Source organism: Streptomyces sp. NPDC053665 (assembly GCF_055585285.1).
Map to the genome: position 1 here is coordinate 1 of NZ_JBVJKK010000005.1, position 12,757 is coordinate 12,757.

At 74.9% G+C, this 12,757-nt stretch carries 7 protein-coding genes; 3 read left to right on the plus strand and 4 right to left on the minus strand.

All coding sequences use genetic code 11. The features are described from left to right. Positions 1-491: 491 nt before the first annotated feature. On the minus strand, positions 492-1,040 hold the full coding sequence (locus ACZ6ZN_RS20070) for a MarR family winged helix-turn-helix transcriptional regulator (RefSeq protein WP_469648070.1): 549 nt from the start codon (positions 1,038-1,040) through the stop codon (positions 492-494). Between the two features lie 123 nt (positions 1,041-1,163). On the opposite strand from ACZ6ZN_RS20070, the gene ACZ6ZN_RS20075 reads away from it, so the two are divergent. Continuing rightward, a complete protein-coding gene (locus tag ACZ6ZN_RS20075; protein ID WP_469648907.1) occupies positions 1,164-2,426 on the plus strand; it encodes an MFS transporter in 1,263 nt (420 codons plus the stop codon). Positions 2,427-2,436: 10 nt separating this feature from the next. On the opposite strand, the gene ACZ6ZN_RS20080 is transcribed toward ACZ6ZN_RS20075, so the two are convergent. Beyond that, positions 2,437-4,107 (minus strand): ATP-binding SpoIIE family protein phosphatase, encoded by a 1,671-nt coding sequence (locus ACZ6ZN_RS20080; protein WP_451876076.1) that lies wholly within the window; start codon positions 4,105-4,107, stop codon positions 2,437-2,439. Between the two features lie 165 nt (positions 4,108-4,272). Further along, positions 4,273-5,652, minus strand: coding sequence for an NAD(P)/FAD-dependent oxidoreductase (locus ACZ6ZN_RS20085; protein ID WP_469648074.1), 1,380 nt, complete (start codon positions 5,650-5,652; stop codon positions 4,273-4,275). A 376-nt stretch (positions 5,653-6,028) separates the two neighbouring features. Here ACZ6ZN_RS20085 and ACZ6ZN_RS20090 point away from each other — a divergent pair, with 376 nt between their 5' ends. Both ACZ6ZN_RS20090 and ACZ6ZN_RS20095 read left to right on the plus strand, forming a co-directional pair. Beyond that, positions 6,029-6,799 carry a TetR/AcrR family transcriptional regulator gene (locus ACZ6ZN_RS20090; protein ID WP_469648077.1) on the plus strand — a complete coding sequence of 257 codons (771 nt, stop codon included), beginning with the start codon at positions 6,029-6,031 and terminating at the stop codon, positions 6,797-6,799. A gap of 378 nt (positions 6,800-7,177) precedes the next feature. Next, on the plus strand, positions 7,178-9,163 hold the full coding sequence (locus tag ACZ6ZN_RS20095) for a sigma-70 family RNA polymerase sigma factor (RefSeq protein WP_469648079.1): 1,986 nt from the start codon (positions 7,178-7,180) through the stop codon (positions 9,161-9,163). Here ACZ6ZN_RS20095 and ACZ6ZN_RS20100 read toward each other — a convergent pair. Beyond that, a complete protein-coding gene (locus tag ACZ6ZN_RS20100; RefSeq protein WP_469648082.1) occupies positions 9,150-12,434 on the minus strand; it encodes an ATP-binding protein in 3,285 nt (1,094 codons plus the stop codon). The genes ACZ6ZN_RS20095 and ACZ6ZN_RS20100 overlap by 14 nt on opposite strands. Positions 12,435-12,757: the final 323 nt, after the last annotated feature.

Consider the following 12,757-nt stretch of genomic DNA (forward strand, 5'->3'; position numbering starts at 1 on the left):
TTCTCAAGGAACGGTCGCTTCCTTTGTACTCACCCTCTCGGGCTTTCCTCCGGGCGCTTCCCTTCGGTCTTGCGTTTCCGACTCTATCAGATCTTTCCGATCCGATTTCCTCGGTGCTTTCCAGGTTTCCGCTTTCGCGGTTTCCTTTCCGGCGGTTCCGACTCTATCAGATCCTTTCGGGCCTGATTCCCAGTCAGAGGGGCTTGTCCTCGCGGCCGTTGGGCCGTTCCGACGTGTCCAACCTTAGCGCGGTCTCTCGGCGATCCAAAATCGAAGCCGAAGCGGATTCGATCAGGGCGTCGAGTCCCATTCGAATTGAATTCGGGCGTGCCGAATACAACCCCGCTGGGATCGATCGTGCTGTGGTGGGTGCCGCTGCTGCGGCGGAAGTGCTGCCGAAGAACCGTTACGGCTCCGTGGCAACCCGAAGAACTTTACGGACCGGGCTGGGGGGTGTCAAGCCTCCCCTGTCAAGATCTTTTCGCGGTGCGTCAGTCCAGGTCGGTGAGGCGTCCGCCGGCGTCCGGCTGGGCGTGCTCCACCCGGCGCAGCAGGCGCGTGAGCACCTCGCCCAGCGCCGTGCGCTCCTTCGGGGACAGGTCCTGGAGCAGGTCCTCTTCGAAGACCGACGCCAGGCGCATCGCCTCCAGCCACTTCTCTCGCCCCTCCGGTGTCAGTTCCACGATGACGCGGACGCGGTTCGTCTCGTCCCGTTCACGGGTCACCAATGCTTCGGCGACCATGCGGTCGATCCGGTGGGTCATCGCGGCCGGCGTCAGGCCGAGGCGCTTGGCGAGGTCGCTGGGGCCCAGGCGGTAGGGGGCGCCGGAGAGGACGAGGGCCTTGAGGACCTCCCACTCGGCGTTGCTGATCCCGAGGGCCGCGGTCTGGCGGCCGTAGGCGACGTTCATGCGGCGGTTCAGGCGGGACAGGGCGGAGACGATCTGCTCCACCTGGGGGTCGAGGTCCTGGAACTCGCGCTGGTACGCGGCGATCTGCTCTTCGAGGGTCGGCTCGCTGGGGCCGGGGATGTCGCCCATGGGCCGCAGTATGGCACGGCCCCCCTTTGCCTTGAAGTCCTTGAGTATGTACTCTTTAGCATCGAACTTTAGCTTCGAAGTCTTCACTCCTAACTTGTGAGAGAGGTGAACGTGACCAGGGCGATGGGCGCTGCGATGCGCCGGATCCACGTGGGCAACGCACTCAGCGCTTTCGGGCTCGGCTTCACGGTCCCGTACCTGTACGTCTATGTGGCGCAGGTGCGAGGGCTGGGGGCCATGACGGCGGGTCTGGTGCTCGCCGTCTTTGCTGTGGCCGCACTGATCGTGCTGCCGTTCGCCGGACGGGCCATCGTCCGGCGCGGTCCGCTGCCGGTGCTGCTCACCGCCCTCGTCACCGCCGCCCTGGGGGCGCTGAGCCTGGGGATCTCCGGCAGCGCGGCGGCCGTGCTGGTCTCGGCGTCCCTGCTGGGAGCGGGCCAGGCCGTGATGCAGCCGGCGCTGGCGACCATGATCGTGGACTGCTCCAGCGCCGACACCCGCTCGCGTGCCTTCGCCATGCAGTTCTTCCTGCAGAACCTCGGGCTCGGCGTCGGCGGCCTCATCGGCGGCCACCTGGTCGACACCAGCAGTCCCGCGTCCTTCACGCTGCTCTTCGCGATCGAGGCGGCGATGTTCCTGCTGCTGGTCGTGGTGATGGCGACCGTGCGGATGCCGCACGCGCCGCGGATGGACGCGCCCGTCGGTGGGGACCGGGGCAGCTGGAAGCAGTTGCTGGGCAACCGCGCCATGGTGCAGCTGTGCGTGCTCGGCTTCGTGCTGTTCTTCGCCTGCTACGGGCAGTTCGAGTCGGGTCTGAGCGCGTACGGGGTCGAAGCCGCCGGTATCTCGACGTCCGCGCTGGGCACCGCGCTGGCCGCCAACACGCTGGTGATCGTCGTCGCGCAGTTCGCCGTCCTGCGGTTCGTGGAGCGGCGCCGCCGGTCGCGGGTGATCGCCGCTGTGGGCCTGATCTGGGCCGTGGCCTGGGTCGTCGCGGGGTACGCGGGACTCGGTCACGGGAGCCAGGAGATGGCGACCGCCGCGTTCGTGTCGACGTACGCCCTGTTCGGCCTCGGGGAGGCAATGCTGTCGCCGACCGTGGCCCCGCTGGTGGCCGACCTGGCGCCGGAAGGCATGGCCGGTCAGTACAACTCGGCGTTCGCCCTGGTCAAGCAGCTCGCGCTGGCCGTCGGGCCGGCGGTGGGCGGACCGCTCGGGGCGTCCCTGCACGCTCCGTACATCGTGGCGTTCCTGCTGTTCTCGCTGGGGATCACCGTGCTGGCCGTGCGGCTGGGGCGGCAGCTGACGGACGCGCAGGACCAGCCGTGGGTCGCCAGGAGCCGGGTCGTGGCGCGGGGCGGGGCGCCCGTCTCGGCGGACGTCTGATCCGTCCCCGTCAGGTCGGTGTGGTGCGGGGCAGGACGAACTCGCACCACACCGCCTTGCCGCCGCCTGGTGTGCGGCGGCAGCCCCAGTTCGAGGCGATCGTGGCGACGATGGCGATGCCCCGGCCCGATTCGTCGCCCGGTTCCGCGCGGCGGCGTCTGGGGAGGTGGTCGTCGCCGTCGGTGACCTCGATGATCAGGCGGCGGTCGGTGCGGCGCAGACGCAGCCGCATGGGCGGGGTGCCGTGCTGCAGGGAGTTGGCGACCAGTTCGCTGGTCGCCAGCACGCCCAGGTCGTGCAGATCCGCCGGGAAGCGCCAGCTGGTCAGGACACCGGAGGCGAAGGCACGCGCGCGGGGGGCCGCCTCCACACCGCCCAGCAGTTCCAGGGCGGCGTTGCGGAACAGCTCGCTGTCCGGGCCGGTGCGGGCGGGGTGCTGCAGGACCAGGACGGCCACGTCGTCGTCGTGGTCGGGGGTGACGCCGGCCGAGCGGATCAGGCGGTCGCAGACCACCTGCGGGGTGCCGGTGGCGCCGGACAGGGCGCGCTCCAGGGCGGCGATGCCCTCGTCGAGGTCGGCGTCGCGGCGCTCCACCAGGCCGTCCGTGTAGAGGACGGCCGTGGAGCCCGGGCCGAGCGGGACGGAGCCCGAGGTGTGCATCCAGCCGCCGGTGCCGAGCGGGGGGCCGGTGGGTTCGTCGGCGCGCAGGACCGTGCCGTTCTCGTCGCGGACGAGGATAGGGAGGTGGCCCGCCGAGGAGTAGACGAGCCTGCCCTCGTTCGGGTCGTGGATGGCGTACGCGCACGTGGCGATCTGGTGGGCGTCGATCTCCGCCGCGAGGCCGTCCAGGAGCTGGAGGACCTCGTGCGGGGGCAGGTCGAGGCGGGCGTAGGCGCGGACGGCCGTGCGGAGCTGGCCCATGACCGCCGCCGCGCGGACACCGCGGCCCATGACGTCGCCGATGACCAGGGCCGTGCGGCCGCCGCCGAGGGTGATCACGTCGTACCAGTCGCCGCCCACCGCCGCCTCGGTGCCGCCGGGGTGGTAGGTGGCGGCGATGCGCAGGTCGTCGGGCTCTTCCAGCTCCTGGGGCAGCAGGGAGCGCTGGAGGGTGACGGCCGTCTCGCGCTGGCGGCGCTCGCTGGCCCGCAGGCGTTCGGCCGCTTCGGCGTGGTCGGTGACGTCCGTGGCGAAGACGAGGACGCCGCGGCCTTCGCTGCCGCCCTTGCCGTCGTCGCGCTGGGCGACGGGAGTGCAGGTGAAGGTGTAGCAGCGGCCGTCGGGCGCCTTGCGGGACTTGACCGTCCGGGGCCGGCCGCTGCGCTGGACCTGGTCCAGCAGGGGGAACAGGCCGAGTCCGTCGAGCTCCGGGAGGGCCTCGCGGGCGCGCTCGCCCAGGGGGCGCACGCCGAAGGCGGTGGTGTAGGCGTCGTTGACGTAGGCGATCCGGTGGTCGGGGCCGTGGACCAGGGCGACGAGGGAGGGGACGCGGTCGAGGACCTCGCGCACCCGCAGTTCGTCGACGGCGGGGACGGGCGGGGCCTCGCCGGTCAGCTGCTCGGCGCGGGCGGCGGGCACGGAGCCGTCCCCCCGCCGGTCCGGGGAGGCCGTCTGCTCGGTCCGCGCTGCGGCGCGGCGCTGCGTTCCGGGGAGCCGGGCGCTCCAGCGCGTGAAGTTCACGAATCCTTGCCTCGTGTAGTGGTCGGCGGCCGGAACCGGCCGGGGCCCGGGGGCCCGCACCGGGACGTGGGGGGCACGCCCGCGGTGGTGGACCAGTCTGGCAGGGCGCGGACCGGACCGACATCCGTCAGACGCCGGGCCGGCCGCGGGAGTTCCTGGGTCGGGTCAGGACGACCCCTTCGGGTTGCGCGGGGGGTCCTGGGAAGGCTTTCCACCGGCCGCGAGTTCGAACTCGGCCCGCGGGTGTTCGAGTGAGCCCAGGGAGACGATCTCCCGTTTGAACAGCCCGGCCAGGGTCCATTCGGCCAGCACGCGCGCCTTGCGGTTGAAGGTGGGCACGCGGCTGAGGTGGTAGGCGCGGTGCATGAACCAGGCCGGGTAGCCCTTGACCTTGCGTCCGTAGACGTGCGCGACGCCCTTGTGCAGGCCGAGGGAGGCGACGGACCCGGCGTAGGAGTGCTCGTAGGTCGTCAAGGGTTCGCCGCGCAGGGTGTGCACGATGTTGTCGGCGAGGACGGCGGCCTGGCGGACGGCGTGCTGGGCGTTGGGCGCGCACTCGCGGCCGGGTTCCTTCGCGGTGACGTCCGGGACGGCGGCGGCGTCTCCCGCGGCCCACGCGTGCGTGGTGCCCTCGACCGACAGCTGCGGGGTGCACCGGAGGCGGCCGCGCTCGTTGCGGGGCAGGTCGGTCGCGGCGAGCACGGGGTGCGGTTTCACGCCGGCCGTCCACACGACCGTGCGGGTGGGGAAGCGGGCGCCGTCGCTGAGGACGGCGACCCGGTCGGCGCAGGACTCCAGGCGGGTCTCGAGGCGGACGTCGATGTTGCGCCGGCGCAACTCGGTGACGGTGTAGCGGCCCATCTCCTCGCCGACCTCCGGGAGGATGCGGTCGGAGGCCTCGACGAGGATCCACTTCATGTCCTCGGGCCGGACGTTGTGGTAGTGGCGGGCGGCGTAGCGGGCCATGTCCTCCAGCTCGCCGAGCGCCTCCACGCCCGCGTAGCCGCCGCCGACGAAGACGAAGGTGAGGGCCGCGTCGCGGACGGCGGGGTCGCGGGTGGAGGAGGCGATGTCCATCTGCTCGATGACGTGGTTGCGCAGCCCGATGGCCTCCTCGACGGTCTTGAAGCCGATGCCGTGGTCGGCGAGGCCGGGGACGGGCAGGGTGCGCGAGACGGAGCCGGGGGCCAGCACCAGGTGGTCGTAGGCGAGCCGCTGTCCGCCCGTGCCCTCCTCCTCGGTGGCGAGGGTGGTGACGGTGGCGGTGCGCTTGTCGTGGTCGACGGCGGTGGCCTCGCCGATGATGATGCGGCACCGGCCGAGGACGCGGCGCAGCGGCACGACGACGTGGCGCGGCGAGATGGCCCCGGCGGCGGCCTCGGGGAGGAACGGCTGGTACGTCATGTACGGGTCGGGGGTGACGACGGTGATCTCCACCTCGTCGCGGTCCAGTTCCCGGCTCAGTCTGCGCTGCAGGCGCAGGGCCGTGTACATCCCGACGTAGCCGCCACCGACAACGAGAATGCGCGCACGTTCCTTCACCATCCCATGACGCACCCGCCGCTTGCGTTTGTCCACAGCCTCGACGAATTGTGTGACCGGGGCGGGAGCCGGCGCGTAGTTGGCCGAAAGGGCGGGGCGGTGGGATCCGCCGCAGGTCAGGGCGGGTGGTGCAGGGGGCGCGCGGGGGCACATTCCGGACGTATGCGGCCCGTGCTCCGATCGGTGGGCGCTCTGTGCGGAACCTGCCCCTTCTGAATTGACTCCCTCTCAACTATGTTCGTGTGTCGACGGGGTGTAGGGGGATGTGCTCACCGGGTCCGCGACGGGCGGGCCCGCGGACCCGGGCCTGTTCCCCCGTCCCGCGATGGCTTGACGGGGAGTGTCTCCGGGGGGAGACGTCATTACCGGGGGAATGCATATGCATGTTCAGGATTCTCGATGGTCGACCGTGTCCGCTCTCGCGGGCGGCGCGACGATGAGCGCGACGCCGGGCGGCGCCCGCCCGGACGGGGCGCGGACCACACCGCTGCGCGTGGACGCGCAGCGCAATCTGGAGCACGTGCTGCGTGCGGCGCGCGAGGTCTTCGGCGAGCTGGGCTACGGCGCGCCGATGGAGGACGTGGCGCGGCGCGCGCGGGTCGGCGTGGGCACGGTCTACCGGCGGTTCCCGAGCAAGGACGTCCTGGTGCGCCGGATAGCCGAGGAGGAGATCTCCCGGCTGACCGACCAGGCGCGTGCGGCGCTCGGGCAGGAGGACGAGCCGTGGTCGGCGCTGTCGCGCTTCCTGCGGACGTCGGTGGCCTCCGGCGCCGGGCGGCTGCTGCCGCCGCAGGTGCTGCGGGTGCCCGCGGAGGACGGCGCGGGCGGTGCGCGTGTGCCGCAGCAGCGGACGCAGCCCGGACCGGCGGAGCTGCGGCTCGTCCCGGACGAGCCGGCGGCCGTGGCGGCGGTGCCGGATGCCGCGGCGGAGGAGGACGACGCCGGTGCGGCGGCGCTGCTCGACGTCGTGGGCCGGCTCGTGGAGCGGGCCCGGGCGGCGGGCGAGCTGCGGGCGGACGTGTCCGTGGCGGACGTCCTGCTGGTGATCGCCACGGCGGCGCCCTCGCTGCCGGACGCGGCCCAGCAGGCGGCGGCCTCGGCCCGGCTGCTCGACATCCTGCTGGAGGGACTGCGCTCGCGACCGGCGTGAACCGGCGCGGTGCGTACGGGCCCCGGGCACATCGGGGCCCGTGAGGGCCGTGGCGCGAAGAGGCCGCGATGAGGCCCGGGGCGTGCGCTCCGGGCCTCACGCGTGGGGCGGGGGAGAGGTGTGCGGGCCGGTTTCCGTCCGGCGAGGGGCCGTGGTCGGTGCGTGCGCCGCAAGCCCCGGTCGCCGGTGGTCCGGAGGAGTGCGCGGAGTGAGCCCGAAGGCGCGATCCTTCCCCGGGCGCGTGCCGTTCAGTACTGGCGTGCGGTGGATCCCCACGGACGGGTGATGCTCCTGGCTCAAGCGTTCCCGGTGGGGACCGCTGTGGCACGCTGACCCGGTGGTCTGGACGGGTTGGGCGGCTGGCGGGGGCGTTCCGCGATGAGCGGTGACGAGCGGGACGAGTCGGACGGGGGCGGCGGCGACGTCACGGCCGGTGGCGAGGTACCGCCCCAGGTGCCGAGCCAGGGCGGGCGCGCGGCCGTGCCGCCCCCCGCGCCCCACGACGGTGTGGTCCCGGCTCAGCGCGAAGGACGCGAAGAACGCGAAGGCCGCGAGGACGGCGTCCTGCCGCCGCCGCGCGAACTGCCGCCCTCCGACGCCGATCTGATCGACCGGATGCGCGCGGGCGACGACACGGCGTACGAGGAGCTCTACCGGCGCCATGCGCAGGCCGTGCGCCGGTACGCCCGTACCTGCTGCCGCGACGCCCACACCGCCGACGACCTCACCGCCGAGGTCTTCGCCCGGATGCTGCAGGCGGTACGCGGCGGGGCCGGGCCGGCGCACGCGGTGCGTGCCTATCTGCTGACCTCCGTACGGCGCGTGGCCGCCTCCTGGACGCGGTCCGCCCGCCGCGAGCAACTCGTCGACGACTTCGCCGTGTTCGCCGCCGGGTCCGCCCGGGGCGCCGACGTGTCCGACGGCGACACGCTCGAACTCGGCGCGGACGTACGGGCGATGCACGAGGCCGAGCAGTCGATGGCCATGCGGGCCTTCCGGTCGCTGCCCGAGCGGTGGCAGGCCGTGCTGTGGCACACCGAGGTGGAGGACGAGTCCCCCAGCGAGGTCGCCACGCTGTTCGGGCTCGACGCCAACGGCACCCGGGTCCTGGCCAGCCGGGCCCGCGAGGGACTCAGGCAGGCCTACCTCCAGGCCCACGTCAGTGCCACGCTCACCGCCGACGAGGAGTGCGCCCGCTGGGCCGACCAGCTGGGCACCTACGCGCGCGGCCGGCTGCGCACCCGGGCCGAGCGAGGGCTGCGCGGGCACCTGGAGGAGTGCGCCAGGTGCCGGCTGGCGGCGAGCCAGATCGCGGAGGTGGCCGGGGGCATCCCGGCCGTCGTGCCGGTCGCCGTCATCGGCTGGTTCGGTGCCGCCGGGTACGCGAAGGCGGCCGGGATCATCGCCGGGGGCACGGGCGCGGGCGCGGCCGGGGCCGCCGCGGCGGCGGGCGGCTCGTCCGGCGGGGCCGGAGGTGCCGGGGGTGCCGGCGGCGGTGCGGTGTCCGAGGGGCTCGGCGCGCCGCTGAAGGCCGGTGCGGCGGCCGGTGTGGTCGCCGTGGGCGTCGCCGTCGCGGTGGCGCTCGCGCTGGCCGGCAGCGAGACGCCGAAGGAGGAGGCCGGGCCTGCCCGGCCGGCCGCTCCGCCCTCGTCGGCCGTCCGGCCCGGCGATCCCACGCCCCCCGCCTCGAAGCCGGGCCCCGGGCCGAAGCCGCCCGTGCTGCTGCCCGTCGGCGCCGGTACACCCGCGCCCACCCCGGCTCCCCGGACCAGCCCGAGCCCGTCCCCCTCGGCCTCCCGCACGCCGGCGCCCACCCCGCCCCCCGGCGTCCCGAAGCCCACACCTCCGCGCACCCCCGCCCCCGAACCCACCCCGGCTCCCCCGTCGCCGCCCGCACCACCACCCGCCCCGCCCCCGCCGCCCCCGGCACCGGCCGTCTACCGGTGGAGCGACCTGGCGTACGACGTCACCGGGGACGGGACGGGACCCGAGATGCGGAGCGGCGCGAGCAGCTGGGTCTGGAAGCGGTCCGGGCCGTCCGTCGACGGCCGGCGGTACGCGCACGGCGTCACCGTGCACGGCCGGTCCTCCGTCACCGTCGACCTCAACCGGTCCTGCACCTCCTACGACGCGCAGGCGGGGGTCGACGACCTGGCGCTGGGGCTCGGCCGCGTCCACTTCTCCGTCTACGCCGACGGTGAGCGGCTGTGGCGGTCCGGGCTGGTCGAGGGCGGCGACCCGGCCGTGCCGGTCCACGTGGACCTCACCGGCCGGAGCACGGTGCGCCTCGTGGTGGAACCGCGCGGCGTGCTCGACGACGTGACGCTCGCGGACTGGGCGGAGTCGACGTTCACCTGCCGCTAGCGGCGTGCGCACCGCGCGCCTCGTCCAGCTCCCGCAGGACGTCCCGCGGGCCGAGGGCGGCGCCCGAGGCGCGCTCGGCGGTGTACCCGCCGGCGCCGAGGGCGGCGCTCGCGATGGCCGCCGCGCGCTCCGACGGGCCGCGTTCGGGCAGGGGACGGGCCCGGCAGGCCCGCCACCGGTCGGCGGCGCCGAGCAGCCGGGCGGCCCGGGCGCAGTCGCCGAGGTCGGCCAGCACGGCCGCCGCGGCGTCGGCCACCGCGGCCCGGACCGCGCCGGAGCACCGCTTGTCCACGGCCTCCCGCAGCACCCCGGCCACCTTCGCCAGGGCGGCCTCCGGGCCGGACTCGGCCGCCGTGATCACGGCGTCGACCAGGTGCAGCGTCACCGTGAACTGGGGCGGCGGCGTGCCCCGCGCGGCATCGGCCCGCGCCTCCTCGCACAGGGCGCGCGCCAGCGGCGTCTCCCCGTCGTCGGCGGCGATCCGGGCGCGCAGCAGGGAGACGAACGCCTTTGAGTCGGTCACCGCGTACCGGTCGGCGGCCGCGCTCGCCTCGTCCAGTGCGGCCAGCGCACCCGTCCGGTCGCCCGCGCGGTAGGCGATCTCGGCGAGCCGGGCGAGCAGGAGCGGGGACTCGGCGTACGCGCCGACCTCGTAGGCCAGGCGCAGGGCCTCCTCGTACTCCCCGCGGGCCTCGTCGTACGCACCGCGCGCCATGGCGGCCTCGCCCGCCGCGCCGCACGCCTGGGCGCGCAGCCAGCGGTCGCCGCAGCGGCGGCCGAGCGCCCGCAGCTCGGTGAGGTCGTCGTCGACACACAGCAGGTCACCGGGGGCGTCGACGACCGTGTGCGTGCGGAACAGCAGCGCCACGGCCGTCTCCCAGTCGCCGCCGTGGGCGCGGCAGTTGGCGACGGCGGCGTCCATGACGGACCAGACGTCGTCCTGGTCGTCGGAGAAGGCGACGACGATGGGCCAGATCAGGCCGGGTATGCGGGCCGCACGCGGGCCGCCGCTCTCGTAGTGGGCGCGCATGCGGGCCAGGTGGCGGCGCCAGCTCTCCGAGGAGGGGTCCACGGGCGCCGCGTCGCTCAGGAAGAACAGATGCAGCATCCGCAGATCCATCCGCAGGTCGTGCAGCGGATGCCCCACCGCCTCGTCGTCCGGTACGGCGAGGAGACGGGGCGCGCCGTCCCCCGGCGGCCGGGTGCTGCCGCTGCCGGGGCTCCGGCCGGGGCACAGGGTGCGTTCCAGCCACTCCATGGCCTCGTGGCGGTAGTTGCGCAGCCACCAGAACCAGCCCATGGTCAGCACGAGGGTCCCGGCCTCCTCCTCCGCCCCGGCCGTCAGCGCCCGGTCCAGGGCCGCGCGGATGTTGTCCAGCTCGGTCTCCAGGCGGGCGATCCAGGGCAGTTGGCCGGCGGAGCGCAGCAGCGGGCCGGCCCGCTCGACCAGCGCGCCCGCCCACGCCCGGTGCCGCGTCTCGGCGCCGGCGCGCAGGCCCGGGGTCTCGGCCGCGCGCTCCACGGCGTACTCGTGGATGGTCTCCAGCAGCCGGTAGCGCATGCCGCCGGGCCCGTCCTGCGGGCCCGGGGCGGCCACCACCAGGGACTTGTCGACGAGCGCCCCGAGCAGTTCGGCGGCGGGGCCGGTGCACACGGCCTCCGCCGCCTCGAGGTCCCAGCCGCCCGCGAACACCGACACCTCGCACAGCACGCGCCGCTCGGCCTCGTCGAGCAGGTCCCACGACCAGTCGACGACGGCCCGCAGGGTCTGCTGGCGGGGCAGGACCGTGCGGCTGCCGGAGGTCAGCAGGCGGAAGCGGTCGTCGAGCCGGTCCGCGATCTGCCGGGGGGTGAGCAGCCGCAGGCGGGCGGCGGCCAGTTCGATGGCGAGCGGCAGTCCGTCCAGCCGCCGGCAGATCTCCGCCACCGCGCGCTCGTCGAGGAGCACGGCACCCGCGTCGGGCCGCACGGCCGCGGCGCGCTCGGCGAACAGCCGCCGCGCGTGGTCCTGCCGCAACGGCTCGACGGGGCGCACCGACTCCCCGGGTACGCCCAGCGGTTCCCGGCTGGTGGCGAGGATCGTCAGCCGCGGGCAGCGGGTGAGGAGGGTCTCGGCGAGGTGGGCGGCGGCCTCGATGACGTGCTCGCAGTTGTCCAGGATCAGCAGCAGGTCGCGCGCGGCGCAGTACTCCACGAGCAGCGCGACGGGGTCCTCCTGCATGGCCGTGGCGCGCTCGCCGGTCATGAGGACGGTCTCGCGCAGGCCGAGTGCACTGACCACCGCGTCCGGCACCGCCTCGGGCCGGTCGAGCCGGGCCAGCTCGGCCAGCCATGCCTGGGGGAGCCCGGCGGCGGCCTGCTCGGCGAGGCGGGTCTTGCCGGAGCCGCCCGGTCCGGTGAGGGTGACGAGCCGGGCCCCGCGCAGGTCGGAGCGGATGGCGTCGATCTCGGGCTCCCGGCCGACGAAGGAGGTCAGCCGGGGGCGCAGGTTGCCGGTGCGCGCGCGTGCCGGTCCCGGCCCGGGCGCGGGGGTCCCGGGGTGCTCGCTCCTCGCGCCGGTGCCGAGCAGGTCGGCGTGCAGGGCGCGCAGTTCGGGCCCCGGGTCGGTGCCGAGCCCTTCGGCGAGGGTCCGGCGGACGGACTCGTACGCCTCCAGCGCGTCGGCGTCCCGGCCGGTGGCGCGCAGGGCCCGGACGAGGAGGGCGTGCAGCGGTTCGTCGTAGGGGTGGACGGCGGTCAGCTCCCGCAGTTCCGGTACGGCCTCCCGGGCGCGTCCCCGCCGCAGACGGGCCTCGGCCCGGGCGCGGATCGCCTCCAGCCTGGTCGCCTCCGCCCGGGTGGCGGCGGACCGGTCGGGCAGATCGGCCAGGGCGGGGCCGCGCCACAGGGCCAGGGCCCGGTCGAGGAGGTGTTCGGCCCGGCCGGGGTCGTCGCCGGCCAGGGCGTCGGTGCCGTGCCGGACCAGCCGGTCGAAGACGAACAGGTCGACGTCGTCCGGGTGCGCCGCGAGCTGGTAGCCGCCGGTCGCGGAGACGACGGCGTCCTTGCCGAGCACCCTGCGCAGTCGGCCGACCAGGGCCTGGAGGGCGGCGGGGGCGTCCTGGGGCGGGTCGTCGGCCCAGACCTCGTCGATGAGCGTGCCCGGGGTGGCGACGCGGGAGGGGCGCAGGGCGAGGGCGGTCAGCAGCGCGCGAAGCCGGGGCCCGCCGACGGCCACGGCGGCGCCGTCCTCGTCCTCCACCGTGGTGACACCCAGGATTCTGTACCGCACGGGGCCATTGTCGCCGGGACGACGGAACGGCCCGAGGCTTTCACCGCGCCGGGCGGTGCGGGGCCGTGCAGTGCCGGGCAGGGCCGTGCGGTGCGGTGCGGTGCCGTGCTGTGCGGTGCCGTGCAGCAGGTGGCGGGGGCGAAGGACGCGTTCTGGCTGGACCGCCGGTGGAGAGGAACGGGCGGTGCGGCGGGCCGCGGACATGCGGTCGGCGGGCGGACGGCCGCCGACGCTCCTGCCGTGCAGGTGGCCCGCCAGGCGGTGCCGGGTGGCACGGCAAGGGACCACATCGGCCGAGCGGTGGGTGCTGACGAGCAACAGGG